This is a genomic window from Micromonospora marina, from assembly GCF_900091565.1.
GTDB classification, from domain to species: domain Bacteria; phylum Actinomycetota; class Actinomycetes; order Mycobacteriales; family Micromonosporaceae; genus Micromonospora; species Micromonospora marina.
Genome location: NZ_FMCV01000019.1, coordinates 13,315 through 38,570 on the forward strand (window position 1 = coordinate 13,315; position 25,256 = coordinate 38,570).

The window sequence follows — 25,256 nt, forward strand, 5'->3', positions numbered from 1 at the left end:
GCCGCCCTCAGAACGTCTCGACAGCCGGTGCCAGGTCCGCGTCGACCACGATCGGGGCGTGGTCCGAGGGCCCCTTGCCCTTGCGGGCCTCCCGGTCCACGTACGCCGAACGGACCGCGCGGGCGAACGACGCGCTCGCGTACACCAGGTCGATCCGCATGCCCTTGTTCTGGTGGAACATCCCGGCCCGGTAGTCCCAGTAGGTGAACGGGTGCGGCCCCTTCATCGGGGTGGGCACCACGTCCTCCAGCCCCAGGTCGCGCAACGCGGCCAGGGCGGCCCGCTCGGCCGGGGTGACGTGGGTGGAGGTGGCGAACAGGGCGGGATCCCAGACGTCCGCGTCCGTGGGCGCCACGTTGAAGTCACCGCAGACGGCCACCGGCAGCGCGCCGCCCACCTCCGGTTCGAGCGCGTCGCGCAGCGCCGCGAACCAGGCCAGCTTGTACGCGTAGTGCGGGTCAGCCGGCGCGCGGCCGTTCGGCACGTACACCGACCAGACCCGCAGCCCGTCGCAGGTGGCCGAGATGGCGCGGGCCTCGGGGTCGGGGAACCCGGGCTCGCCCGGGAAACCGACCGCCACGTCGGCCAGCCCGACCCGGGACAGCACGGCGACGCCGTTCCACCGCCCGTCGCTGTGGCTGGCCACCTCGTAGCCCAGCTCGCCCACCTCGGCGACCGGAAACGCCCCGTCGGGGCACTTGGTCTCCTGCAGGCACACGACGTCGGGCTTCGTGGTGGCCAGCCAGTCGAGCAGCCGGGGCAGGCGGGCCTTCACCGAGTTCACGTTCCAGGTCGCCAGGCGCATGTCCCCAGCCTGCCGCATCCCCGCCCGCCCCGCCGCCTCAGCGCTCCGGGGTGTCGCCGGGGCGGGTCTGCTCGGCGAGGAAGCGTTCCAGCTCGGCGCCGAGTTCGTCGGCGGTGGGCAGCGGCCCGGTCTCGCCGGCGAGCAGGCTCTTCTCGCCCCGGCCGCGGGCGAACGCGTCGTACTGCTCCTCCAGCGCCTGCACCAGCGTCGCCGCCTCCTCGGTCTGGGTGACCTGGCGGTCGATCTCCACCCGGACCGCCTCGGCCGCGGTCCGCAGCTCCTCGACTGGCAGCAGCAGGCCGGTGCTGCGGGACACGGCGGACAGCAGCGCCTCGGCGGCGGCCGGGTACTCGGCCTGGGCGACGTAGTGCGGCACGTGCGCGGCGAAGCCGAGGGCGTCGCGTCCCTGCTCGCCGAGGCGGTACTCCAGCAGGTGACCGACGCCGGCCGGCACCTGCACCTTCTGCAACCACGGCTCGTGCCCGGCGACCAGTTCCCTGCGGGTGGCGTGGGCGGTGACGCCGCTGGGCCGGGTGTGCGGCACCGCCATCGGGATCGAGTTGAGCCCGACGGTGAGCCGGACGTCGAGGCGGGCGCTGAGCCCGGCGACGGCGGCCACGAAACGCTCCCACTGCAGGTCCGGCTCGGGGCCGGTGAGCAGCAGGAACGGGGTCTCGTCGTCGTCGTGCAGCAGGTGCAGCTCCAGCGCCGGGGCGTCGTAGGACTCCCAGTGGTCCTCGACGAACGTCATCACCGGGCGGCGGGAGCGGTAGTCGAACATCTGGTCCACGTCGAAGCGGGCGATCACCTGGGCGTCGAGCGAGGTGAGCAGCTGTTCCCGGGCCAGCCGGGTGGCGTTGCCGGCGTCGACGAAGCCGGTGAGCGCCTGGATCAGCACCGGCTGGCCGAGCTCGGGCAGCTCGTCGGTGAGTTCGTAGAGCTCGTGTGGATCGAGCACCGGTGGGGTCCTCCCTGTCGACGCGTTCGGGGAGCGCCGAGCGTGCGGCCTCCCGGTTCGGCAAACGTACCGGGGCGGGTGGTCCATTCCGTTACGGCCACGTCCGATGCCCGAATGATGATCACGATTCGGCTACGCCCTGGTCCGCCGACCCATATCCGGATCGTCCGAACGGACGAGTTGGTCGATCTTCGGGCGGGAGCGGGAGGTCTGCGGCGTTCCTGCCGGGCTCGATTCGCGTGCCGTCGCCCGGGTGATTGGTCCGGTCTCCGAGGTCTGTGGTCCGCCGTCCCGGGCTGGGGCGGGCGGTCCGGTTCGGATCGGCGGAAGTGTGGTGAGGGCCACCCTTTCGGCCTGGGTGATCCCGGTTTGCCCTGCCTAGCCTCGTCGGATGCGTAACGACGGCAACCTCGACGACCCGTTCGGCTCCGGCCGCCCGGCTGACCGTTCGGACGATACTCCATCCACCGACCGGTTGGCCACACTCCGGGGACTGGCCCGGCGTACCCGCTTCCGGACACCCACGAACCCCCGGCCCGGCCGGACGAAGCTGGCGGTCGCCACCGGCGCGGCCTGCTGCCTGGGCCTGGTCGGCTTCACCCAGGCCGGCTTCGGCGCACCGGACCGCGCCGCCGGCCCGGCGCCCTCGGCGGAGGTCGCCGAGCGCGCGGTGGTCGACCGGGCCTCCCGGGCCATGGCCCGGCCGAGCACCGCCCCCGCCACCCCCAGCGCCAGCCCCTCCGCGACGGCCAGCCCGAAGGCGACCGCCGAGCCCAAGCCGACCGCCGAGCCCGAGCCGACGAAGACGGTCCGGCGGATCGTCCCGGTCGCCGGCCTGGACCGCACCCAGATGAACAACGCCGAGAAGATCGTGCAGGCCGGCAAGGAGATGGGCATGCCGCGCCGTGCCCTGGTCATCGCGGTGGCGACGGCCATGCAGGAGAGCACCCTGCTCAACTACGCCAGCGGCGTGCTGCCCGAGTCGCAGGACTACCCGCACCAGGCGATCGGCTGGGACCACGACTCGGTCGGACTGTTCCAGCAGCGTCCCAGCAGCGGCTGGGGCACCGTCGGGCAGCTGATGGACCCCGAGTACGCGACGAAGGCGTTCCTGTCCGCGCTGGCGGAGATCCCCGGCTGGCAGAACCTCCCGCTCTCGGTGGCCGCCCAGGCGGTGCAGATCTCGGCGTTCCCGGACGCGTACGCCCAGCACGAGTGGCGGGCCGGCGAAGTGGTGGCCGAGATCCTGGGCTGACCGGACGTGTGGTTGCCGGAGGGCCGATTCGGGTATCAGGGGCTTGCCGGTCCCAGGTACACATGAAGGGGACCGCGGGATGGAGGATCTCATGTCGCTGATGCAACGAATCACCGCCTTCCTGCGGTCGCCGCGCGGCCAGCAGTTGGTCGACCGCGGCCGGCGTGAGATGTCGAAGCCGGAGAACCAGGCCCGGTTGCGGCAGATCGCGAACCGGCTGCAGTCGCGCCGGCGCTGACCCGCGTCACCCCCTGCCGCACGAGCCTCCGGAGCCCTTCGTGACCGACCCCGCCCCCGTCGACGGGGAGCCCGACGCCGTCCCCACCGCTCCCGTCCCGCCGCCGGTGGAGGAGCCCGGAGCGCCACCGGCCAAACTGTGGGACCGGATGCGGGACGACCCGCACTACGCGCCGGAACACCTGGCCCTGGAGGCGGTACGTCGGCTCGGCCCGGAGGCCGCGCAGTGGGCCGCCCGGGAGCGGGCGCTGCGGCCCGACGCGCCGCCGGAGCATCTCGCCGACCAGGCGGTACGCAAGTTCGTCAACCACGCCCGGCTCTCCGGCGCGGTGTCCGGCGCGGCCGGGCTGCCCGGCGCGGTGATCGACGTGGGCGTGCTGGCCTGGACCCAGGCCCGGCTGGTGCTGCACGTCGCGGCCGCCTACGGCGCCGACCCGACTCACCCCGACCGGGCCACCGACCTGCTGGTGCTCCAGCGGGTGCACAAGGTCGCCGAGACGGCCCGCCTGGCGCTCGGCGTGGCCGCCGGCCGGGAGCGGGCCGGGGCGCTGTTCGGCTCCGCCGGTGACCGGGCGCTGGGCCGGGTGATGCTCCAGCTCGGGGTCCGGCTGGCCCGGATGGCCGGGGTGCGCGCCGCCAAGCGGATGTTCGCCAAGGTCGTGCCGGGCGCGGCGATCGTGCTCGGCACCTGGGCCAACTCGTCGGCGACGAAGGAACTGGCCGACCGCACGCGTGCCCTCTATCGGGCCGCCGGCCCCCGGCAGCTACCCGGTCCGCGCCGGCCCTGACCGGCCACTCGCCGGCCGCTCCACCGGGGCGGGCCGGCTCCGGCCGGTCAGTCCGCCCAGCCGGAGGCGTTCCAGGCCACCTCGGCCAGCCGGCCCTGACCGGCGGCGTTCGGGTGGAACCAGTCGAGCGAGTTGACCTGGTCCAGGTCGAAGCGGTGGCGGTGCACCGCGCCGCCGTCCCAGCGGCAGCGTGACCCGTACGCCCGGCAGGCGGCGCGCAGCTGCCCGTCGTACGCCTCGATCCGGTCCCTGACGCGGGCCCGGCGGGCGACCGCGGCGGGCGCGGTCGACGTGGCGTCGGCGAGCAGCGACGGGCAGACGCCCCGCGACCAGGCTCGCACGGCGCGGGGTTCGGTGTGCCCGACCTGCCAGAGCCGGTACAGGTCCGGGATGCTGACCACCAGCACCCGGGCCTTCGGCCGGCCCTCGCGCAGCACCGCCAGGGCCGCGTCGACCTGATCGCGGAAGGTCGCGACGGGCGTCATGTCGCCGACGTCGCCCCGGCAGGCGTCGTTCGCGCCGATCAGCACGGTGACCAGGTCGGCCTGGTCGCGGACCGCCGATCGGGCCTGGCCGGCCAGCGCGGCCGCGCGGGCCCCGGGCACCGCCCGGTTGGACGCACGTAGCCCCGGCGCGTCGGCGCGCAGCCGCCGGTAGAGGCTCTCCACCCGCAGGCCGTCCCCGGTCGACCAGGAGTTGCGTTCGCAGCTCACCAGCAGCAGGCAGGAGCCGTAGCCGCTGGTGACCGAGTCGCCGAGCGCGGCCAGCACCCGGGGTTCCCCGGGGCGGGGTGTGCCGGACGGTCGGGGCGACGCCTCGCCGGAGCCGTCACAGGCGAGCGCGACGAGCGCGGCCAGGCAGGCCAGCGCGGCGATCCAGCGTCTCATCGGTCCCCCGTCCAGCGGCGGCAACGGGCGCGTCGACCCTATGCCCCGGCCGGGCCCCGGTGGCGGTTCTGTCGGCTATCGGCATCGACCCCGGTCGTTCACATCTGTCGTGTTGGCGCAGGCCGGCCGTGCAGCCAGCGGTGCAGCGCCCTGGTGATCCGGGGCAGCACCAGGTAGGTCATCAGCGGGGTGAGCACGAGCGTCATCAGCAGCGTCCGCCCGGCCAGCGGCACACCGGCGAGGAACCGGGTGGTCAGCAGCGTGGCGGCCAGGCTGAGCGGGAAGAACGCCAGCCAGATCGTGACCGCCTGCTTCCAGCGCGGCGGTGCGGCCGGCTCGGGCTCGGGCTCGCCGAACGTCTCGACCACGTGGTCCACCGGCGGGTCGAACCACCCCTCGATGCCGGTGCGCCGTTCCACCCGGGTGTGCTCGACGATGCCCTGCGCTGAGCCGAGCCACCAGCGCCGCTGCGGCGAGTCCTCCCAGCCGCGCAGCGTGTCCGCGTCGGCGAAGCGGTACATCACGTGCCACTCGCCGGAATCGGGGGCGCTGCGGACGAAACCGGCGCCGAGGAAGCCCGGGAAGCTCTCCGCGAGCGCCGTTCCGGCCCGCATCCACGCCACCACCTCGTCGGTACGCGCCGGGTCGGCGCGCCGGGACACGGCGACGGTCACCGGTACGGCCTGCATCGTGGTCATGCCATCCTCTCCACCGTCCGCGGGATCTCCGCCGGTACCGGCACACCGATGTAACGCACCCGCCCGCCGGGCGCATCCGGCGGCTGCCCCCCGGGTGTCCCGGATCACCGGTGTTCCCGCCCCGGCCGGTTATCCCCGCCCGTGCCGGGGTAGGCCGCAGGAATGACCCGATCACAGCCCCGCCGCGCCCGCGGCACGGTCGGCCACGCCAACAGCGCCCTGAACCTGCGGCTCGCGCTCGCCACCTTCGGTCTGGTCGTGATGACCGTCTTCGCGGTGCTCGCGTTCGCCGCGGAGATCGTCTGGCTGGGTGTCGTGTGCGTGCTGCTCGCCGTGGTGGCGGTGGTCGACCTGGTCGTGATCCAGCGCCGCCGAGCCGCGCGCCGCCGGGAGGAGCCGGGCGTGCGGCACTCGCTGTTCGAGTGACAGGAGTACGACATGCCCATCGCCACCACCAATCCCGCCACCGGACAGGTGCTCAAGACGTACGAGGCGATGTCGGACGAGCAGATCGACGCCGCGATCGAGCGGGCCGACCTCGCCTTCCGGCAGTTGCGCGACACCACCATCGCGCAGCGGGCCCGGTGGCTCACCGCCGCCGCCGACCTGCTCGACGCCGAGCGCGACGAGACGGCCCGGCTGATGACCACCGAGATGGGCAAGACGTACGCCGCCGCGAAGGCGGAGGTCACCAAGTGCGCGACCGCCTGCCGCTTCTACGCCGGGAACGCGCCCCGGATGCTCGCCGACGAGCCGGCCGACGCCGCCGCGGTCAAGGCGAAGCGGGCGTACGTGCGCTACCAGCCGATCGGCCCGGTACTCGCGGTGATGCCGTGGAACTTCCCGCTGTGGCAGGTGATGCGGTTCGCCGCCCCGGCCCTGATGGCCGGCAACACCGGCTTGCTCAAGCACGCCTCCAACGTGCCGCAGACCGCGCTCTACCTGGAGGACCTGTTCCGCCGGGCCGGGTTCCCCGAGGGCGCGTTCACCACGCTGCTGGTCGGCTCCGACGCGGTCGACCGGATTCTCAGCGACCCCCGGGTCCGCGCCGCCACGCTTACCGGCAGCGAGCCGGCCGGCCGGTCCATCGCCCAGATCGCCGGCCGGGAGATCAAGAAGACGGTGCTGGAGCTGGGCGGCAGCGACCCGTTCGTGGTGATGCCCTCGGCCGACCTGGACGCCGCCGCGGAGGTCGCCACCACCGCCCGCTGCCAGAACAACGGGCAGTCCTGCATCGCCGCGAAGCGGTTCATCGTGCACACCGACGTGTTCGACGCATTCGCCGAGAAGTTCGCCGCCCGGATGGCGGCGCTGCGCGTCGGCGACCCGATGGACGACGGCACCGACGTCGGCCCGCTGGCCAGCGAGCGCGGCCGCGACGAGGTGCACGCCCAGGTCGCCGACGCGGTGGACCAGGGCGCCACGGTGCTCTGCGGCGGCGAGAAACCGGCCGGGGACGGCTGGTACTACCCGCCGACAGTGGTCACCGACCTGCGCCCGGAGATGCGGATGTGGGCCGAGGAGGTGTTCGGGCCGGTCGCCGGGCTCTACCGGGTCGGCTCGTACGACGAGGCGATCGCCGTCGCCAACGGCACCAGCTTCGGCCTCGGCTCCAACGCCTGGACCAACGACCCGGCCGAGCAGGAGCGCTTCGCCGTCGACCTGGACGCGGGCAACGTGTTCATCAACGGCATGACCACGTCCTATCCGGAGCTGCCGTTCGGCGGTGTGAAGAACTCCGGGTACGGCCGCGAGCTGTCCGCCGCCGGCATGCGCGAGTTCTGCAACACCAAGACCGTGTGGATCGGCGAGGGCGAGACCGGTGCGGGTGCCGGCGCGCACTCCGAGTAGCGGTGTTAACAGGGGCCCCTTCCTCTACCGGAGGCGTTAAGAAGGGGCCCCTGCTTACATCTCCGTCGGGGTGGGTAGGAGTGGCGACCATGACGGCGTTCGGCTTCCACGCATCCCACGAGCAGATCCACCCGGCCCGGCTGCTGGAGGCGGTGATCCACGCCGAACGCGCCGGGTTCGACGCGGCCATGTGCTCCGACCACTTCTCACCGTGGAGCGAGCGGCAGGGCCAGTCCGGGTTCGCCTGGTCCTGGCTCGGCGCCGCGCTCCAGGCCACGAACCTGTCCTTCGGCGTGGTGAACGCGCCCGGCCAGCGGTACCACCCGGCCGTCATCGCGCAGGCCATCGGCACGCTCGGCGCCATGTACCCGGGCCGGTTCTGGGCCGCGCTGGGCACCGGCGAGGCGTCGAACGAGCACATCACCGGCCAGGGCTGGCCGCGCAAGGACGTCCGTAGTGCCCGGCTGCGCGAGTGCGTGGACGTGATCCGGGCGCTGTTGGCCGGCGAGGAGGTCAGCCACGACGGCCTCGTCACTGTGGACCGGGCGAAGCTGTGGACCCGGCCCGAGGAACCGCCCGCGCTGGTCGGCGCCGCCGTCAGCGTCGCCACCGCGCGCTGGTGCGCCGGGTGGGCGGACGGGCTGATCACCGTCAACGCGCCGGTGGACCACCTGCGGCGGATGATCGACGCCTACCGGGACGCGGGCGGACGCGGCCCGCTGCACCTCCAGGTGCACGTGAGCTGGGCGCCCGAGCAGGAGCAGGCCGAGGCGATCGCGTACGAGCAGTGGCGCAGCAACGTGTTCGCGCCGCCGATCTGCTGGGACCTGGAGACCCCCGAGCATTTCGACGTGGCGAGCGCCGACGTGCCGATGTCAAAGGTCGCCGAGACCGTGAACGTCTCCGCCGACCTGGGCCGGCACACCGGCTGGCTGGAGGAGTACGTGGCGCTGGGCTTCGACCAGATCGCCCTGCACCACGTCGGGCAGGAGCAGCGCGCGTTCATCGACGCGTTCGGCGCCGAGGTGCTGCCGAAGCTGCGCTCCGCCGCCTGATCACACTTCGGCCCGCCGGCGGCCAGGCTCGTCGTTCGTGGAAGCTCCGTTCGAGGTCGTGGTCTTCCCGGCCATCGCGACCTTCGGTGCGGCGCTGGCCCACCGGCTCGGCCTGCTGGCGACGCTGGGAGGAGATCGGCCGACTCAGCCGACCCGGCGCTCCAGCACCTGCCCGGTCCACGTCGGGCGGCCCGGCCGCTCCACGACGAACGGCTCGGTGGAGGTGAACCCGCAGCGCTCGTAGAACCGCACGAGCGCCCGGTCCGGGCTGCGGAAGCAGTCCACCCGCAGCAGGCCGACGCCCCGTTCGCGGGCCAGCTCCGCCGCGTACGCCAGCAGCCGCGCCCCGACCCCGCGCCCCGCGTACGCCCGGTCGGTGACCAGCAGGTTCACGTACAGCTCCGGCTCGGTGGCCGGCGGCACGTACTCGGTCGCCGCGCCCACCACCAGTGCGCCCACCGCAGTCGCGTCGATCTCCGCGAGGTACAGGCCGTCGCCGGCCGCCCACGCGTCGGCCTGGGCGATGCGGCGCGGGTCGATCGACGCCGGCTCGGTGCCCCACTGGTCGGTACGCCCGCGCTCGGCCAGCCAGGCGGTGGCGCTGTCGAGCAGCCGCAGGAGCGTGGGGGCGTCGCCGGGTCCACCCGGGCGGATGGTGATGCTCTGCTGGTCGGTCATGCCGCCATGCTGCTACACGCCGCTCACCCGGGCACCCCGGCGGGCCGGGTCTCCGGCGCCTGCCGGTTCGCGATCGCCCGGCGGGCGAGCGCCGGGGCGGCCAGCCCGGCGGCGGCGAAGACCCCGCCGAGGACCAGCCAGCCGGCCGGACCGCCGCTGAGCACCAGCAGCGTGAGCAGGCCCCGGCCGAGTGCCTGGGCCAGCCCGGCGAGCAGGCCGTCCGCACCCTGGTAGGCGCCGATCGCGCCGGGCGGGGCCAGGTCGTAGGCGAGCCCCGCACCCGCCGCGCTGTGCCACAGGTCGCCCACCGTCCACACCGCCGTCGCCACGAGCAGCAGGACGATTGCCGGGAGCACCGGCAGGATCCCGGTCACGGCGTAGAGCGGTGTCGCCGCCGCGAGCACCAACCCGGCCCGGCGCAGCTTCCGGGCGGCCGGGGCGGCCCGCTCCGCGCCCCGGCTCAACCGGACCGCGAGTAGTACGGTGAGCACCGTGTTGACGAGCAGCACCGCCGAGACCGCCGGTGGCGGTGCGCCGGCCCGGTCCACCGTCCACAGCGGCACGACGAGCACGAGCACCGTCACGTGCGTGCTCAGCACCGCCGAGGTGCCGCTCACCGCGAGGAACCGTCTGTCCCGCAGCGGCCCGCCGCGCCGTAACGTGCCCGGCGTGCGTCGCGTACCGGCCGTCGCGCGCGGTCCGGGCGTCGTCTCCGCGCCGGGAGCAGGCCGCGTGCCGCCGGCCGCCGCCTGCGGCGGCAGGCGCAGCAGCAGCGCCGCCGAGAGCAGGTAGGTGGCCGCGTTGCCGACCACGAGCACCTGGTACGCCCGGTGCGTGTCAACGGCGAGCGCGATCCCGGCCAGCGCGGTACCGGCGGTGATGCCCAGGTTCGCCACCGCGCGCAGCGTGGCGAAGGCGTGCACCCGGCCGTCCGGGCCGCCCACCGCGGCGACGAGCGCCGCCCGCACCGCCAGGTTGCCGGCCGCGAGCAGCGCCTCCGGCACCGCCACCGCCAGGAACGCCGGGAACGAGCCGACCAGCAGGTACGCGAGCGCGGCGACCGCTTGGCCCACCTGGAGGACGGCCCGGAGCGTACGCGGATCCCACCGGTCGGCCAGCCCGCCCAGTGGCACGCTCGCGCTCAGCCCGACCAGCCCGGCGACTGTCAGCCCGGCACCCACCGACGGGGCGGAGAGCCCCACGTCCCGGGTCAGGTAGAGCGCCCCGCCCGCCAGCCACAGCCCTGCGCCGACGGTGTTGACAAGCGTGGCGTACGCGAGGGTGCGCAGCGGCCCGGGCGGCGGGACCGGCGAGACGCGTCCCATCAGCGGGGTCCGGCGAGGGTCATGGGGCCGACGCTAGGACTGTTCCGGCGGGCCCGGAGCCCCGCTCGGGGCGACGCCTGTCACACCGCGAGCCCGCCGGGGCGTCGCCGCCGCTGGTCACCGCCGAGCCACCCGGAGCGCGGTTCGGGAAATCCGCTCGCCCCGCCGGTCCCCGCTCTGCCAGGGTCGGCGCCGTGGAGCGCAGCAGGATCGCCCGGGCCGGGGAACTGATCGAGGTGCAGCGGATCGAGGTGGCCTCCGGCGCCCCGTTCCGGGAGGTCGGCATGACCCTGGTGGCAGACATGCCACCGCTGCCGGTGGAGGCGCTGGCCGCCGGGCAGCGCGCCGGACGGCTGTGGGTGGCGACCGACCCGGCCGACCGGCCGATCGCGTTCGTACTGGCCGATCTGGTCGACGGGGCGGCGCACGTGCAGCAGCTCAGCGTCGACCCGGCGTACGCCCGGCGTGGCATCGGGCGGCGTCTGCTCGACCGGGTGGCGGAGTGGGCGTCGTCGCAGGGGTTGCCGGCGCTGACGCTGACCACGTTCCGCTCGGTGCCGTGGAACGGGCCCTACTACGTGCGGTGCGGGTTCCGCGAGCTGAGCGGCACGGAGTTGACGCCCGGCCTGATCGAGCTGCTGGCCGCCGAGGCGGCGCTGGGCCTCGACCCGGCCGAGCGGATCGCGATGCGCCGCCCCGTCCCCTGCTCGTGTCACGATCGCGCGGTGCCCGCCTCGGTGACCGCCCTGCTGCGCCGGCAGTTCGACCTGACCTGGGCGCTCGCCGAATACCACCTCGACCGGCTGGAGCCGGCGGACTTCCTCTGGGAGCCGGCCGCGCTCTGCTGGACGATGCGCCAGGACCCGGACGGCGGGTGGCGTCCCGACTGGGCCGACACCGAGCCGGATCCGGTGCCGGTGCCCACGATCGCCTGGCTGACCTGGCACATCGGCTGGTGGTGGTCGGTCGCCGCCGACCACGTGCGGCAGCGCCCGGCCCGGGACCGCGACGCCATCCGGTGGCCCGGGCCGGGCGACGACACGGTCGCCTGGCTGCGGGAGCTGCGGGCGGAGTGGACCGACGCGCTGGACGGGCTGACCGAGGCCGACCTGGACCGGCCGTCCGCGTACCCCTGGCCCGCCGAAGCGGGGTTCACCGTCGCGGACCTGGCCGCGTGGGTGAACGCCGAGCTGATGAAGAACGTGGCCGAGATCGGGCAGCTCCGGCTGCTGCGCGCGGCGGGGCGGCCGGGCTGAGCCCCGCCGCGCTCAGTGCGCGCCGCCGAGGTTGAGCACCACCACCCCGGCGATGACGAGTGCCGCCCCGACCACCTTCGTCACGCTCAGCGGCTCACCCAGGAACGCCGCGCCGATCGCCACGATGGCGGCGGTGCCGAGGCCGGACCAGACCGCGTACGCGACGCCGACCGGGATGTCCTTCACTGCGAGCGAGAGCAGCCCGAACGCGGACAGGTACGCCACGGCGAGGCCGAGCGTGGGCCAGAGCCGGGTGAAGCCGTCGGTGGCCTTGAGCAGACTGGTGCCGATCACCTCGGCGGTGATCGCGCCGAGCAGGAACAGGTACGCCATCGCAGGACCGTACCCGGTCCTGCGATGGCGCCCGGTCGGAGCGGGAAAGCCGGTCAGGAGACCGTGCAGGCCTTGCCGTTCAGGGTGACCAGCCCCGGATCCGGGTTGGGGAAGCGGGACGCGGTGCCGTTGAAGCCGAACGTGGTGGACGCGCCCGGCGCCAGCTTCGCGTTCCAGGGCAGGTTCTTCGCGGTGACCGTGGCGCCGCTCTGGCCGAGCTGCGCCGACCACGCCTGGCTCACCTTCTGGTCGCCGAGGAACGCCCAGCGCAGGTTCCACCCGTTCACCGCCGTCGTGCCGGTGTTGCGCACCGTCACCTGGGTGGTGAAGCCGGACGGCCAGCTCCCGTGCGTGGTGTAGGCGACCGCGCAGGACGGCGCCGGCACCGCACCGGCGTCACCCTGGTCGGCCAGGAACGACGCGAGCCACGCCAGCGCCGAGTTCCAGTTGATCGCCACCTCGTTCGTCGCGTACGAGTTGATGTCGTCGATGTAGCAGAACATCGGCGCGCATCCGGCGAGCAGGTTCGCCGCGAACGGGTCCTGCAGGGCGGCGTTCGGGCCACCGGCGAGCGAGCCGGCCGGCGGGCGCGGCAGTTCCGGGTTCAGCTGGTGGCCGAAGATCCGGCTGTGCTGGTTGCGGGCGTGCTGCTCGCCCCACCCGGTCACGTACGACATGTTCAGCGCGTTGCGGCCGAACAGGTAGTCGGCGGCCTGCACCGCGCCGTCCCGGTACTTCGCGTCCCGGCTCAGGTCGAACGCGGTGGCCAGCACGATCGCGTTGTTGACCAGGTTGCTGTTGCTGCCCCAGACGTACGCGTCGGCGCTGCCCGGGAAGGGCAGCCCGTACGCCTGGCCGGCGATCGTGGCCAGGTAGCTGTCGGCGGCGGCGGTGATCGACTCGCGGATGCGGGTCTTCTCCGCGGCCGGCAGCGTGTTCGGCACGGTGGCCAGGTCGAGGCGGCCCAGCGCGGCGACGCTCTGCCAGCCGAACGCGCCGCTCGGGGCGAACACGTCGGCGGTGTGCAGCGGCGAGCCGGTGACGTCGGCCAGGTACGCCTTGTCGCCGGTGGTCAGCCACAGCTCCGCCGCGGCCCAGTAGAACTCGTCGGTGACGTTCGTGTCGTCGTACGCGCCGCCGCCGGTGCTGTCGCTGGCCGGGGCGTAGATCGCCGGGTTGGCCTTGGCCGCCGCGTACGCGGTCTTCGCGGCGGTGCCGCAGCGCGCGGCGAACGCGGCGTCGTACGGGGCGTACAGCCGCTGGCACTGCGCCGCGACGGCGGCCAGGTTCAGCGTGGCGGCGGTGGACGGCGCGTGCAGCTCGCGCGGCTGCGGGTCGTCCTCGGGCTGCAGCGGCAGGCCGGTCCAGTTCCGGTCGTGGATCTTGTGGTGGACCATCCCGGCCAGGGGCTTGCCGGCCGGCACCTGCATGCGCAGCAGGAACTCCAGCTCCCAGCGGGCCTCGTCGAGCACGTCCGGCACGTCGTTGCCGCGCTCGGGCAGCCGCAGCGTGGAGTCGCCCAGGGCGGCACCGCCGTCGGCGGTCTCCGCGGTCTTGGTCCGCTCGAAGGTGCTCAGGAGCTGGTGGGTGGCGATGCCGCCGTTGACGACGTACTTGCCGTGGTCACCCGCGTCGTACCAGCCGCCGCGCACGTCCAGCGAGTAGTCGCAGACGCCGGCCTGGCACGGCACGTCGGTGTCGCCCTGGTTCGGCGCGACGCCGAGGTGGCCGGCCGGGCGGGCGTACTCCTCGCCGATCAGGTCGCCGTCGATGGCGATACCGCTGCGCTGGGCGTAGAAGAACTGCAGCGAGTCGGCGCGCAGCCGGTCGTAGAGCGCGCCGGAGATGTCGAACGGGTGGCTGGTCTCGCCGTCCACGGTCAGCGTGTAGCCGGTGCCCGGCGTGCGGTACGCGGAGAAGTCGGCGGTCTGCACGTTCTGCGCGGAGGCGGCGTCGGTGCCGCGCGGCGTGGTCTGCCCGCTGGCGACTACCGCGCCGCCGGCCGACTTGAGCTGCCACGGCAGCGCCTCGGTGGCCTCGGTGACGACGGTGGCGTGCTTGGGCCCGCCGGGCAGGTAGCCGACCTGGTTCACCCGCACCCGGGGCCCGGTGTCCGGCTCGTACGGCGGCGCCGGCTCCCCGCCGCGCAGCGACACGTCGTCCAGGCAGAAGGTCTGCGCCTGGGCGCTGCCGCCGACCTGGAAGATGAGCTGGGCGGTGGGGTTGTCGGCCGGGGAGGTGAACGTGGTGGTGACGCGCTGCGCGGTGCCGGTGGCTGTCGCGTCGACACTGGCGTACGTGGTGTAGGGGGCGCTGCCGAGCTGGAGCACGGCCTTGACGGCCGCGCCGGGGGTCGCGGAGACGTCGAAGGACAGTTCGTACTCGGCGCCCTGGGTCAGCGGCACCGCGTCCTGGCCGATGCCGGCGTCCCACGGGTTGGCGGTGCCCGCCGCCACGGAGGTGCAGAGGCGGCCGTCGACGACCGCGAGGTCGCCGGTGCCGTACGAGAACCAGGGTGAGACACCGGCGCTGAAGTCGCCGTTGCGGAGTTGTTCGGGCGCGTCCGGCGGCACCTCGGCGCTCGCCGGGCCGGCGGTGAGGCCGGTGAGCGCCAGCGTGGTGGCCGCGAGCGCGGCGAGCCGACGACGGGATCGGGTCACGGATGTTCCTTCCGTGCTCGGGGGTGGTGGGGGAGACCGGAAGCTGGGAGCGCTCCCAATATCAGCCCGATGTTTCCACCGCGTTCCGTCCCTGTCAATCGATCCGGCCCGATGAGGGCTGCGCGCCCGCGCGCGGCGGGATTCGGCGCGCCACGTACGATGTCAGTGATCTCCTAGAGACATCCGAGCCCTCGACCTGGCAGGCTGCGACCCATGACCCTGAAGCTTCGTTCCGTCGGAGCGAGCGACCGTGGGCTGATCCGCAGCGGCAACCAGGACGCACAGCACGCCGGCGCCTGGCTCGTCGCGGTCGCCGACGGCATGGGCGGCATGGCGGCCGGCGACCTGGCCAGCCGCATCGCCATCGACGCGATCGTCCCGCTGGACGTGGAGACGCCGGAGGACGCCCTCGTCGCCGCGCTCCAGGGCGGGATCGAACTGGCCACCTCGCGGATCCGTCAGGCCGTCGAGGAGGACCCGGAGCGCCAGGGCATGGGCACGACGCTCACCGCGCTGCTGTTCGCCCGCACCGGCAGCTGCCTCGCGCTGGCGCACGTCGGCGACTCCCGGGCCTATCTCTACCGCGAGGGCGTGCTCAAGCAGGTCACCCGCGACGACACGTTCGTGCAGATGCTCGTCGACCAGGGCGTCATCACCGCCGAGCAGGCCAGCAGCCACCCTCGCCGCGCGGTGGTGACCCAGGCGTTGCAGGGCGACGAGGTGTCCCCGTCGTACGCCACGATGGTGCCCCGGGTGGGTGACCGATGGCTGCTGTGCAGCGACGGTCTCTCCAACGTGGTGCGCGCGGACACGCTCACCGAGGTGTTCAGCGAGCAGCCGGAACGCGACGCCTGCGCGACCCGGCTGATCGACCTGGCACTACGGGCCGGCGGCCCGGACAACATCACCGTCGTGATCGCCGACGTCGTCGAGGAGTAGGCGGTCACCGCCGGCGCGGCGCCGCCCGCCGGGTCGGCTCGGCGGTGGTCGGATCCTCCGGCCAGGGATGACGCGGGTAGCGTCCGCGCAACTCCGCCCGCACCTGCGGATATCCGGTGCGCCAGAACGACGCCAGGTCGGCGGTGACCGCCACCGGCCGCCCGGCGGGGGAAAGTAGGTGCAGCAGCACCGGCACCCGCCCGTCGGCGATGCGCGGCACGTCCCGCCAGCCGAACGTCTCCTGGAGCTTGACCGCCAGCACCGGGGCGGCCGGGTCGGCGTAGTCGACCCGGATCCGAGACCCGCTGGGCACCGCCACCCGCTCCGGGGCCAGCTCGTCCAGCCGCGCCGCCTGCCGCCAGTCCAGCAGCCGCCGCAGCGCCGCCGCCACGTCCACCCGGTGCAGGTCGGCCCGGCGCCGGGCGCGGGCCAGCTCCGGGCCCAGCCACTCCCCGGCGCGGGCGAGCAGCGCCGCGTCGGAGACGTCCGGCCAGCCGTCGCCGAGCGCCTGGCGGCAGAACGCCAGCCGGCGGCGCAGCCCGGTCGCGTCCGGCGTCCAGCGCAGCAGCCCCGGCCCCTCCTGCCGCAGCCCGTCCAGCAGCGCCGCCGCGACCAGCTCCGGGTCCGGCGCGGTGAGCGGCCGGTCGACCAGTTCGACAGCGCCGAGCCGGACCACCTCGCGGGCCACCACGTCACCGCCGGACCAGGCCACCTCCCGTGCGGCGTCCAGCAGCGCCGCCCCGGCCTCCCGGGCGGTCGCCTCGTCGATCGGCGCGGCCAGCCGCACCCGGGCGGCGGGCGCGCCGGGGGAGCGGTCGGCCACCGCGACGGCCAGCCACGCCGCTCCGGCCAGCCCCGACCCGGGCGCCAGCTCCGCGGCGGTCCCGCCGGCCATCAGGTACGCGGACCCGCCCGGCCGCCGCGCCCGGGCCAGCCGTTCCGGGTACGCCAGCCCGGCGAGCAGCCCCGCGGCCAGATCGTCCGGCAGACGCTCCCGCTCGTCCGCGCCGTCGGTGGGCAGGGCGGCGCGCAGGCGGCGTACCTCGGTGCGCCAGCGCGCGGTGGCGGCCGGGTCGGCGCCGTCACGCAGTCGCCGCCAGCGGGCGGGTAGGTCGTCTCCCGTGCCGCCCAGCGTGTCCTCGCCGAGGATCGCCACCACCTGGGCGGCCCGCTCGGCGCCCACCCGGACAGCACCGTCCAGCAGAGCCCGTGCCAGCCGGGGATGCGTACCGGCCGCTGCGACCGCCCGCCCCCGGGCCGTGATCCGGCCGTCGTGGTCCACCGCGCCGAGCGTGGTGAGCGTCTCCCGCGCCACTGTGAGCGCGGCCGGCGGCGGTGGGTCGGGCAGCGCCAGCCCGGCGCCGTCCGGTGTGCCCCAGGCCGCCAGTTCCAGCGCGAACCCGGTCAGGTCGGCGGTGGCGATCTCCGGTTCGGGCTGCGGGGCGAGCCGCGCGTGCGTCGCCTCCGACCAGCAGCGGTAGACCGCCCCGGGGGCCTCCCGTCCGGCCCGGCCGGCGCGTTGGGTGGCGCCCGCCCGCGACACCGGCACGGTGACCAGCGAACCCAGCCCTCGGGCCAGGTCGGTGCGGGGCACCCGGCTCAGTCCGGCGTCCACCACCACCCGTACGCCGGGCACTGTCAGGCTGCTCTCCGCCACCGCTGTCGCGAGCACCACGCGCCGCCCGGCGGCAGGGGTGAGCGCCGCGTCCTGGGCGGGCCCCGGCAGCCGTCCGTGCAACGGCAGCACCACGACCTCGCGCAGACCGGCCAGGCGGCCCGCGACGGCGGCGATCTCACCCGCGCCGGGCAGGAAGACGAGCACGTCGCCGTCGCGTTCACGCAGCGTCCGGCGCACGGTGGCGGCCACGTGGTCGAGCAGCGCCGGATCGACCCGCCCGGCACCGGGCGGCGTCACCGGGCGCGGCGGTGGTGCCCACACCCGCTCGACCGGATGCAGCGCTGCCTCGGCGCGTACCACGGGGGCGGGTCCGCCGGTGCCGAGCAGCGCGGCGAAGCGGTCCGTCCGCGGAGTGGCCGACATCGCCAGCAGCCACAGGTCCGGGCGCAGCGTCGCGCGGGCCTCGACGCTGAACGCCAGCGCCAGGTCGGCGTCGAGGTGCCGTTCGTGGCACTCGTCGAGCAGGACCGCGTCCACGCCCGGCAGCTCCGGATCGTGGTGCAGGCGGCGGACCAGCAGGCCGGTGGTCACCACCTCGACCCGGGTACGGGGTCCGGTCCGGCGCTCGCCGCGCACCGCGTACCCGATCCGGTCGCCGACCCGCTCGCCGAGCAGGGCGGCCATCCGGTGCGCGGCGGCGCGGGCGGCCACCCGCCGAGGCTGGGCGATCACCACGCGGCCGGTGACCGCGTCGGCGACGGCGAGCGGCGCGGTGGTGGTCTTGCCGGTGCCCGGCGGCGCCACCAGGACGGCGGCGCCGCGCTCGCGCAGCGCGCCGACGAGCGCCGGCAGGACCGGGCGCACCGGCAGGTCGAGCGGGATGTCGGCGAGCACCGGCCCACTCTCGCACCGCGCCGCCGGACGGTCCGCGTCACCCCCGGGACGCGGAACGGCCCGGCCGGCGCACCGCCGACCGGGCCGGGTGGGCCGCCGCGCCGGGTCCGCCGACCCGGCCGCCGCCCTCCTTGCTAGTACGTCCCGTCGAGCTGCCCGCGCAGCTTGGTGAGGGCCCGGGCCAGGAGCCGGGACACGTGCATCTGCGAGACGCCGATCTGCTCGGCGATCTGCGACTGGGTCAGGTTGCCGTAGAAGCGCAGCGTGAGGATCTTCTGCTCGCGCTGGTCGAGCGTGGCGAGCGCCGGGCCGAGGGCCACCCGCATCTCGGCCAGCTCGAACTCGCCGTCTTCGCCGCCGAGCAGGTCGCCCAGCTCGGTGGCCCGCTCGCCGTCGCCGGTCGGGGTGGACAGCGACACCGCGTTGTACGCGCGGGCGCCCTCCAGGCCCTCCAGCACCTCTTCCTCGGTGAGCTTGAGGTGGGCGGCGATGTCGGCGACCGTCGGCGAGCGGCCGAGCGTCTGGAGCAGTGTGCTGTTGGCGTCGGAGATCGCCAGGCGCAGCTCCTGGAGCCGGCGCGGCACCCGGATGTCCCAGGTGCGGTCGCGGAAGTGGCGCTTCAGCTCGCCGATGATGGTGGGGATGGCGTAGCCGGCGAAGTCGACGCCGCGTGACGGGTCGAACTTGTCGATCGCCTTGATCAGGCCGATCGCCGCGGTCTGCGCCAGGTCGTCGTTGGGCTCGCCCCGGCCGCTGTAGCGGTGGGCCAGGTGGTTCGCCAGCGGCAGCCACGCCTCGATGGCGCGGTCGCGCAGCGCCGGCCGGGACGGGTGGTCGGCGGGCAGCGCGGCCATCGCGGCGAGCAGGTCGGCGGCGCTGTCGGTGAGGGAGCGGGGGTCGAGCTTCGCGGAGGCGGCCGGCGCGGTCGCCGGGGCGCTGATCGTGGGAGCGGTCATGGGTGTTCCTCCCTGCACCTCGTCCACGGAAGAAAAAAGACGTGACGCTTAGGTTTAGGTGTCGGTCGTACGTTCGGAAGTCACCATAGCCCGATCGTCCTGCGGAAATCTAGCCGAAAGTACGATGCACTTAAGGTGTAAGTGGCCAGAAAGGGAAGTGAATGGGTCGATATCACGCTCGGCGGGGCGGCGGATGACGTCGACCGGTCGGCCTCGGTCGTACCCCGACCGGTCAACGTGGAATCCGACAGGGCGGGCGAAGTGTCGCCTTTCTGTCGTTGTCCCGCCGACGGGCCCGCCCGTAGCGTCCGTAGCGACACGTCAACGGAGGCACCGTGCTGGATCCCGCCGCGCCACAGCTCGTCATCAACGCCCGGACCCTGCTGTTCAGTTGGCTCCCGGCGGACCCCGGCGCGGTCGACACACTGCTGCCCGCGGGTCTGCGCCCGCACCCGCAGCGCCAGGTGTTCGTCAACCAGTACGTGGTCGACGACGAGACGCAGACCTCGGGCTTCGGGGCGTACTCGCTGACCTACCTGGGAGTCTCACTGGCGGACATGGACCCGCCCGACGGCGAGACGCCGGGCGGCTGGTGGACGCACTACCTCGCCTCCAGCGAGCGGGTCCGGCGGTACGCCGCCGCACGAGGCGTACCGGCCGCGGCCGGAGAGACCCGCCTCGACCTGCGGGGCGACCAGCTCACCGCCGAGACCCGCGCCGCCGACGGCACGCTGCTGATCCGGGTCACCGCCCGGGTCGGGCACACCGGCACCGCGGCGCACTACGGCCACCACCGCTACCTCACCCGCCACGACGGCGAGCTGATCGTCACCGACTACCCGTATGTGGCCGAGCCGGTGTCGCCGTTCGAGGTCGAGTCGGTGGAGTTCCCGGTGCCGGAGCACCCGGTCCACGCGCTGCGGCCGGCCAACCCGCTGCACATCTGCTGGGGCTTCTACTCGCCGCGGGTCTCGTTCGCCTACCCGGCCCGCCCGGACGTGCCGCACGAGCCGGCGGACCTTCACCAGGTGCCGGCCCGCCGGGCCGGTAGCGGCCTGCCGTCCGGGTCGTAGACCAGCCGGTACGCGGGCAGCGCCCAGAGTCGCGTACGCCAGGGCAACCGCTCCGGGCGGTGCGGCCGCAACCGGCCCGGCGGACGGGGACCGGTCCGGCCCCCGGCGTGCCAGCGGTCCAGCTCGTCGGCCGCCGCGGTGACCGCCGCCACCGCGTCCGCCGGGTCCAGCAGGTCGTCGTCCTGCGCGCCGCCGGGATCGCGGTCCAGGTGCTCGCGCCACAGCCGCAGCCGCAGGTCGCGGGCGAACACACGGGCGCCGTCGCCCAGCCCGGCCGGGTCGACCGGCGCCCGCTCGTCGCGGGTGTCGTCGAGCACCGCGCAGGACAGCTCGCTGTCGTGCGTCCAGGACCGGCGGTTGAAGTTGTCGCTGCCCACGCTGGCCCAGACGTCGTCCACCACGCAGACCTTGGCGTGCACGTACACCGGCGTGCCGTCGTGGTTCTCCACGTCGAAGACGTGCACCCGCTCCGGCGCGGCCCGGTGGCACAGCGACAGCGCCTGCTCCCGGCCGACCATGTTCGGCGGCAGCGCCAGCCGGCCGTCCACGTCGGGGTGCCGGGGCACGACCGCCACCAGGTGCAGGTCCGGATGCTCGTGCAGCGCCTGCGCGAACAACTCCGCCACCTCGGTCGACCAGAGGTACTGGTCCTCCAGGTAGATCAGCCGCCGGGCCCGGCGTACCGCCTTGGTGTAGCCGCGGGCCACCGTGCGCTCGCCGTCCGGGGCGAAGGAGTAGCGGGGCCGCACCGCCGGGTAGGTGCGCAGCACCTGCACGTGGTGCGGCCCGCAGGGCGGCGGGTCGGCGGGCTGCTCGGGCAACGGGTCCGGGCGCAGGTCGGAGCCGCGCAGCCGGTCCCGCAGGTACGCGATCGGGTTCTCCGAGTCCAGCGGCATCGGGTCGGTCCACCGCTCCCGGAACGTGGTGTCGAGCGCCCCGACCACCGGCCCGCGCACCGCGAGCTGCACGTCGTGCCAGGGCGGGGTGGGGCCGTACCGGGGCGACATGCCGACCGGCTGCGGGTCGCCGGCGTGGCTCGCGTCGTCGCGACGGCTGTGGCACAGGTCGATGCCCCCGGCGAACGCGATGTCGCGGCGCGGGTCGCCGGGACGGCGCAGCACCACGAGCTTCTGGTGGTGTGAGCCGCCGCGCCGGACCCGCTGGTCGAGCAGCACCTCGCCGCCGGCCGCGCCGATCGCCTCGCTGAGGTCGCGGTTCTCCGCCTCGCTGTAGGAGAGCGTGTCGAGGTGGGAGCGCCAGATCAGGCCCTTGACGATCACCCCGCGCTGGGCGGCCTGGGCGAACAACTGCGCCACCGTCGGGCCGTCGGGGCGCAGCCGCTCGTCCGGGTCACCCCGCCAGTCGGTGAAGAACAGGTGGTCGCCCGCCGAGAGCGACTCCACCTCGCTGACCAGGCGTTCGAAGTACGCGGCACCGTGAATCAGCGGCTCGGCGAGGTTTCCATCGGCCCAGACGGGTAACTCAGATGCCGGGTTGGCGCGTTCCTGTGCGGTGAGGAACCAGTCCCGCAGAGTCACGCTTCACCCCCGAGGTCGACGACGTCCTCACACGGTAGGACCCCCGGCAGGGCCCCGCACGTCGAGCAGCAGGTCGGCGTCGGTACGCGTCAGGGGTGCGCCGGACCCCTGGATCGCGAACCGAGGAGGCACCGCATGCCCGCCGAGACGACGAACACCGTGACCGACGACCACCGGCAGGCGGTGGAGGGGGAGCGGGGTGCGCTGGTGGCGGTCCTGTTGATGGTGATCCTCGGGGTGGCCGGCATCTTCGCCGTGTCCTGAGGCCGCGCCCGGGGCGCCCGGAGCAGGTCAGGGCCGGCTCCGGTGGTCGGCCCATTGGCCCATCCAGGCCGCGAGGTCGTGTATCCATCCGTCATTGTTCTGCTCGGCCTTGGCCTTCCACTTCGCGGCGTTCACGGCGGCGAAGGAGTCGAGAACCATGCTGCGGACGGAGGACCACGCGGGAAATTGGCCCAGCCACTCCTCGGCCTGCGCCGGGCTGTGGCCGCTGCCGATCAACCACGGCGCGAGTAGAGCCAGCTCCACCCATGCGGCGGCCTTGGTCATCCATGCCCAGTCGACGATCCGTAGGCCGCCCGAGGTCAGAATGAGATTGGTCGGGTTCATGTCGGAGTGGACGAGCGCCCCGCCTTCCATCTCCGGAAGGGCGAGTCCGAGGCGGCCGGCCGGGGTGAACCAGGTTCCGGTCGGGGCCGGTGTGTCTTGAAGGGCCTTCAGGGCCGCCTGGAGGAGATCCAGGTCCGGGCTTCCGGGAGCCAGGTCGGGGTGAGGGCCGTCCAGATGTTCGACCCCCACCACGAACCAGCCGTTGCACTCGAAGTGCCACAGGACGGCCGGCGGGAACCAGTTGACCGCTCTGGTCGCCACCAGCTCGTAGCGCAGCGTTTGTACGCCCAGCCCGTTCGAGGCGGCCTTGACGAAGACCTTGCCGGACGAGCCGACGACGGTCGATGCGATCTCCGCATGGTTGCCCGTCGGAGCCGGGTTCACGGCGACGACACCGCCGACTCGCTCGGCGATCTCGGTCCTTACCCCCTTGGGCAGAGCAGACCATTCGCTGCGCATGGGTTACCTCTCGGGAGTTACCTGCCGCCGCCGGCCTGCGGCGGGTTGGGCGGGCAGCACGACTCGGCCTCGCCGTACCAGAATTCCGTGTCGACCCGGAAGCCGGTCTTGTGCAGGGCCGCCAGCGTGAAGGTCGCAGCGGTGCCGTCCATCATCCCTTCGGTCAGGACGGGGATGTGGTGGACGAAGCCTCCGGCGATCTGCTCGCACGCGGCGGCGTACGGGACGGTGTGCTGCAGCACGGAGTGCCATACGGCGTCGACCGGGAGGGTCGGCACGACGCGACCGATCGACCCGTCCGGCAACGGCATCCCGAAGCCCTCGCTCGTCACGTTGTCGGCATGCGCCTTCAAGAAGATCAGGAACTGCTCGACGGCCTGTTCCGCGTAGGCCCGGGTGACGTACGTGTCGGCGGCGAAGTAGTCGACCAGCTTGCCGAACGTCTCGGCGTCGACCAGCGTTTGAGGGTCGGCGGCGATCGTCGCCGACGTGCTTGTGGTGACAGTCATTGCGGTCCCTTCCGGTGCTCTCGTTGTGCGGAGATGGATGTCCGCTCCGATGGTTCCTGTGCGGGGGTGGTGCTTGTGCACCCGTCCGTCGCCGCTTGGTCGGGCCGGCAGCAGGCGGGAATCTATGCGCGATCAGCCGACGGCCTCGGCTCGGTTGCGGGCTTACGGAACGGACCCCAGGAGACGAAGCGGTCGAACATCTCGCGCGGGCTCTGCCCGTCGTGCGGGTTGAGGTGATACAGGTCGCGCATCGCCTCGAACATCAGCCCGGTCAGGTAGATCGACAGGCCCGGTGGGTTGTCCTCGTACTCGGCCCGGAGCAGCAGGCGGGCGTCCGGGCACGGCCACGGGTTGCCGCACGACCGGCACGCCCACACCGGGCGCAGCGGTGTGTGCGGCGGGACCGTCTCGGTTCGGTAGCGCGGCCGGTCAGGTGTGGGGCCGGGGGACGGGAACGGCAGCATGGACGAGATCACGACCGGCCCCCGTTCGCCCGGTACATCTGGGCCGGTGTCAGGTTGCCGGCGCGGCCGGGACACGTGGTCGGGAAGACGTCGGTCGGGGCGGTGGCCCAAGCCGGGCGCTGTGGTGCCGGGCGCGGGCCGGGCCTCGGCGAATCGGGGTCACGGTGCCAGAAACGGACTCGCACGAGTGGTCTCCTTCGGGTCGATGAGCGTGCGGAGCCGCCCCGCCCCTTCCCGGGACGGCTCCGCCCGGTTCCGCCCCCGGCTTGTGCTCCGCAAGCGGTTCCGCTGGTGACACTCTGGTGTGGAGGCCGCTACCCTGCCGCACCCGCTCGCGCTGTTCATCGTCACCGAGATCCGCCGGGCCCGAGGGGCGGCCGGGATGACGCAAGAGGCGTTCGGGCGGGCCGCAGGCTTCAGCGCTTCGCACGTCAGCGCGGTGGAAGGCGGAACGCGTGCCCTCACTATGGACTTCATCAAGGGCGGCGACCGGGCTCTCACCACGGGCGGGATGTTTGAGCGCATGGTGGAGAAGCTGGGCGTACCGTCGTGGTTTCTGCCTTGGCTCGACGCGGAGCGCACCGCTACGCAGCTCCGGTGCTGGCAACCGTCGCTCGTCCCCGGCCTGCTGCAGACGGCGGATTACGCGCGCGCCGTCATCCGATGCGACGACACGCTCACCGATGACGAGGTCGACCGCAGGCTAGCCGATCGGATGGAACGGCAAGTGATCCTCACCGGGGGTAACGCGCCGCAGTTCATAGCCGTCATCGCCGAGGCGGTGCTACGCCGGGCGGGCGAGGACTTCCGGCAAGTCATGGCGGCCCAGATAAAGCACTTGATAGCGCTCGCGGAACGACCGAACATCAGCGTGCACGTACTGCCAGACGACATCAGTATGCACGTCGGCTTGACTGGGCCCTTCAGTCTCGCGCGCTCGCCAGAGCACACGTGGCTAGGGGAGATGGAGAACCAGCTCGGCGGGGTGGTCATCGAGAAACCAGCCGATGTGGATACTCTGATGACGAGGTGGGAGACGGTCCGCAACGAGGCCCTGCCCCGCCGCCACTCGATCGAGCTGATGAAGGAAGTTGTGAACTCGTGGACCTGATCGGCGCTCACTGGCGCAAGTCATCCCGCAGCGGCTCCGGCGGCGGTAATTGTGTGGAGGTGGCGGACAACCTGCCCGGCATCGTCGGCGTGCGGGACTCCAAGGACCCGGCAGGGTCGGCGCTCGTCTTCAAGCCGGCTGTCTGGCAAGGCTTCGTAGACCTCGCGAAGCGCATCGGTCCGGTCGGCTGACCCAGCACAGACGAAAGCCCTCACTCACGCCGGGGGGGTCGCCGTCGCCGAACACCGTGACCGACCGCGAGTAGGCGGTGGAGGGGGAGCCGGGCGCCCCGGCGAACCG

26 protein-coding genes are annotated in these 25,256 nt (G+C 73.8%); 12 read left to right on the forward strand and 14 right to left on the reverse strand.

The genetic code is table 11. The annotated features are described in order from the left end of the window. Positions 1 to 7: 7 nt before the first annotated feature. Both GA0070215_RS20130 and GA0070215_RS20135 read right to left on the reverse strand, forming a co-directional pair. On the reverse strand, positions 8 to 805 hold the full coding sequence (locus tag GA0070215_RS20130) for an exodeoxyribonuclease III (RefSeq protein WP_018784923.1): 798 nt from the start codon (positions 803 to 805) through the stop codon (positions 8 to 10). Positions 806 to 842: 37 nt separating this feature from the next. Continuing rightward, entirely contained in the window at positions 843 to 1,763 is a 921-nt protein-coding gene (locus GA0070215_RS20135) for a proteasome assembly chaperone family protein (protein ID WP_018784924.1), read from the reverse strand. Positions 1,764 to 2,154: 391 nt separating this feature from the next. On the opposite strand from GA0070215_RS20135, the gene GA0070215_RS20140 reads away from it, so the two are divergent. The 3 genes from GA0070215_RS20140 (at position 2,155) to GA0070215_RS20145 (ending at position 4,043) form a co-directional block, all read left to right on the forward strand. After that, on the forward strand, positions 2,155 to 3,018 hold the full coding sequence (locus tag GA0070215_RS20140; protein ID WP_091048546.1) for a peptidase M23: 864 nt from the start codon (positions 2,155 to 2,157) through the stop codon (positions 3,016 to 3,018). Positions 3,019 to 3,097: 79 nt separating this feature from the next. Further along, complete coding sequence (locus tag GA0070215_RS28490) at positions 3,098 to 3,256, forward strand: hypothetical protein (protein ID WP_018784926.1); 159 nt, start codon at positions 3,098 to 3,100, stop codon at positions 3,254 to 3,256. Positions 3,257 to 3,296: 40 nt separating this feature from the next. Beyond that, entirely contained in the window at positions 3,297 to 4,043 is a 747-nt protein-coding gene (locus tag GA0070215_RS20145; protein ID WP_091048550.1) for an EcsC family protein, read from the forward strand. A gap of 47 nt (positions 4,044 to 4,090) precedes the next feature. On the opposite strand, the gene GA0070215_RS20150 is transcribed toward GA0070215_RS20145, so the two are convergent. Further along, entirely contained in the window at positions 4,091 to 4,930 is an 840-nt protein-coding gene (locus tag GA0070215_RS20150; RefSeq protein ID WP_018784928.1) for a GDSL-type esterase/lipase family protein, read from the reverse strand. 98 nt (positions 4,931 to 5,028) lie between these two features. After that, positions 5,029 to 5,628, reverse strand: coding sequence for an antibiotic biosynthesis monooxygenase (locus GA0070215_RS20155; protein ID WP_091048553.1), 600 nt, complete (start codon positions 5,626 to 5,628; stop codon positions 5,029 to 5,031). Positions 5,629 to 5,790: 162 nt separating this feature from the next. Here GA0070215_RS20155 and GA0070215_RS20160 point away from each other — a divergent pair, with 162 nt between their 5' ends. The 3 genes from GA0070215_RS20160 to GA0070215_RS20170 all read left to right on the forward strand — a co-directional run bounded on the left by GA0070215_RS20160 (position 5,791) and on the right by GA0070215_RS20170 (position 8,534). Continuing rightward, positions 5,791 to 6,054: a DUF6343 family protein gene (locus GA0070215_RS20160; RefSeq protein WP_018784930.1), complete on the forward strand. Its 264-nt coding sequence runs from the start codon at positions 5,791 to 5,793 to the stop codon at positions 6,052 to 6,054. 12 nt (positions 6,055 to 6,066) lie between these two features. Continuing rightward, the gene (locus GA0070215_RS20165; RefSeq protein WP_091048557.1) at positions 6,067 to 7,479 is read left to right on the forward strand and encodes an NADP-dependent succinic semialdehyde dehydrogenase; all 1,413 of its coding nucleotides are present in this window, start codon (positions 6,067 to 6,069) and stop codon (positions 7,477 to 7,479) included. An 89-nt stretch (positions 7,480 to 7,568) separates the two neighbouring features. Further along, on the forward strand, positions 7,569 to 8,534 hold the full coding sequence (locus GA0070215_RS20170) for a TIGR03885 family FMN-dependent LLM class oxidoreductase (protein ID WP_026267770.1): 966 nt from the start codon (positions 7,569 to 7,571) through the stop codon (positions 8,532 to 8,534). A gap of 144 nt (positions 8,535 to 8,678) precedes the next feature. On the opposite strand, the gene GA0070215_RS20175 is transcribed toward GA0070215_RS20170, so the two are convergent. Next, entirely contained in the window at positions 8,679 to 9,212 is a 534-nt protein-coding gene (locus GA0070215_RS20175) for a GNAT family N-acetyltransferase (protein ID WP_091048560.1), read from the reverse strand. Between the two features lie 23 nt (positions 9,213 to 9,235). Further along, entirely contained in the window at positions 9,236 to 10,537 is a 1,302-nt protein-coding gene (locus GA0070215_RS20180; RefSeq protein ID WP_091048564.1) for an MFS transporter, read from the reverse strand. A gap of 194 nt (positions 10,538 to 10,731) precedes the next feature. On the opposite strand from GA0070215_RS20180, the gene GA0070215_RS29230 reads away from it, so the two are divergent. Next, positions 10,732 to 11,793 carry a GNAT family N-acetyltransferase gene (locus GA0070215_RS29230; protein WP_091048567.1) on the forward strand — a complete coding sequence of 354 codons (1,062 nt, stop codon included), beginning with the start codon at positions 10,732 to 10,734 and terminating at the stop codon, positions 11,791 to 11,793. Between the two features lie 12 nt (positions 11,794 to 11,805). Here GA0070215_RS29230 and GA0070215_RS20190 read toward each other — a convergent pair whose 3' ends face one another. Next, on the reverse strand, positions 11,806 to 12,126 hold the full coding sequence (locus GA0070215_RS20190; protein WP_018784936.1) for a DMT family transporter: 321 nt from the start codon (positions 12,124 to 12,126) through the stop codon (positions 11,806 to 11,808). Positions 12,127 to 12,179: 53 nt separating this feature from the next. Then, the gene (locus GA0070215_RS20195) at positions 12,180 to 14,786 is read right to left on the reverse strand and encodes a glycoside hydrolase family 9 protein (protein ID WP_091048571.1); all 2,607 of its coding nucleotides are present in this window, start codon (positions 14,784 to 14,786) and stop codon (positions 12,180 to 12,182) included. A 213-nt stretch (positions 14,787 to 14,999) separates the two neighbouring features. Between GA0070215_RS20195 and GA0070215_RS20200 the strand changes: the two genes are divergently transcribed. After that, positions 15,000 to 15,725, forward strand: coding sequence for a PP2C family protein-serine/threonine phosphatase (locus tag GA0070215_RS20200; RefSeq protein ID WP_091048574.1), 726 nt, complete (start codon positions 15,000 to 15,002; stop codon positions 15,723 to 15,725). A gap of 4 nt (positions 15,726 to 15,729) precedes the next feature. On the opposite strand, the gene hrpB is transcribed toward GA0070215_RS20200, so the two are convergent. Together hrpB and GA0070215_RS20210 are read right to left on the reverse strand one after the other, a co-directional pair. Further along, positions 15,730 to 18,237, reverse strand: a complete 2,508-nt coding sequence (hrpB, locus tag GA0070215_RS20205; protein WP_091048579.1) for an ATP-dependent helicase HrpB — start codon at positions 18,235 to 18,237, stop codon at positions 15,730 to 15,732. 134 nt (positions 18,238 to 18,371) lie between these two features. Next, positions 18,372 to 19,193 (reverse strand): SigB/SigF/SigG family RNA polymerase sigma factor, encoded by an 822-nt coding sequence (locus GA0070215_RS20210; RefSeq protein ID WP_091048582.1) that lies wholly within the window; start codon positions 19,191 to 19,193, stop codon positions 18,372 to 18,374. A gap of 335 nt (positions 19,194 to 19,528) precedes the next feature. Here GA0070215_RS20210 and GA0070215_RS20215 point away from each other — a divergent pair, with 335 nt between their 5' ends. Next, complete coding sequence (locus GA0070215_RS20215; RefSeq protein WP_018784941.1) at positions 19,529 to 20,266, forward strand: hypothetical protein; 738 nt, start codon at positions 19,529 to 19,531, stop codon at positions 20,264 to 20,266. Here the strand turns inward: GA0070215_RS20215 and GA0070215_RS20220 are convergent. Next, positions 20,215 to 21,804: a phospholipase D family protein gene (locus GA0070215_RS20220; RefSeq protein WP_091048585.1), complete on the reverse strand. Its 1,590-nt coding sequence runs from the start codon at positions 21,802 to 21,804 to the stop codon at positions 20,215 to 20,217. The two genes, GA0070215_RS20215 and GA0070215_RS20220, sit on opposite strands and share 52 nt — an antisense overlap. A 135-nt stretch (positions 21,805 to 21,939) precedes the next feature. Between GA0070215_RS20220 and GA0070215_RS29580 the strand changes: the two genes are divergently transcribed. Further along, positions 21,940 to 22,068 carry a hypothetical protein gene (locus GA0070215_RS29580; RefSeq protein ID WP_018784943.1) on the forward strand — a complete coding sequence of 43 codons (129 nt, stop codon included), beginning with the start codon at positions 21,940 to 21,942 and terminating at the stop codon, positions 22,066 to 22,068. Positions 22,069 to 22,095: 27 nt separating this feature from the next. Here the strand turns inward: GA0070215_RS29580 and GA0070215_RS20225 are convergent, their stop codons facing one another. The 3 genes from GA0070215_RS20225 to GA0070215_RS20235 all read right to left on the reverse strand — a co-directional run bounded on the left by GA0070215_RS20225 (position 22,096) and on the right by GA0070215_RS20235 (position 23,845). Next, positions 22,096 to 22,872: a protein kinase family protein gene (locus GA0070215_RS20225; protein WP_167361536.1), complete on the reverse strand. Its 777-nt coding sequence runs from the start codon at positions 22,870 to 22,872 to the stop codon at positions 22,096 to 22,098. Between the two features lie 17 nt (positions 22,873 to 22,889). Further along, a complete protein-coding gene (locus GA0070215_RS20230; RefSeq protein ID WP_091048589.1) occupies positions 22,890 to 23,381 on the reverse strand; it encodes a glycine-rich domain-containing protein in 492 nt (163 codons plus the stop codon). A gap of 122 nt (positions 23,382 to 23,503) precedes the next feature. Beyond that, complete coding sequence (locus tag GA0070215_RS20235; protein ID WP_091048768.1) at positions 23,504 to 23,845, reverse strand: hypothetical protein; 342 nt, start codon at positions 23,843 to 23,845, stop codon at positions 23,504 to 23,506. Between the two features lie 304 nt (positions 23,846 to 24,149). On the opposite strand from GA0070215_RS20235, the gene GA0070215_RS20240 reads away from it, so the two are divergent. Together GA0070215_RS20240 and GA0070215_RS20245 are read left to right on the forward strand one after the other, a co-directional pair. Next, a complete protein-coding gene (locus GA0070215_RS20240; RefSeq protein WP_279616572.1) occupies positions 24,150 to 24,956 on the forward strand; it encodes a helix-turn-helix domain-containing protein in 807 nt (268 codons plus the stop codon). Continuing rightward, positions 24,947 to 25,147 (forward strand): DUF397 domain-containing protein, encoded by a 201-nt coding sequence (locus GA0070215_RS20245; protein WP_018784948.1) that lies wholly within the window; start codon positions 24,947 to 24,949, stop codon positions 25,145 to 25,147. The genes GA0070215_RS20240 and GA0070215_RS20245 overlap by 10 nt, the downstream gene beginning before the upstream one ends. The last annotated feature ends 109 nt before the right edge of the window (positions 25,148 to 25,256 follow it).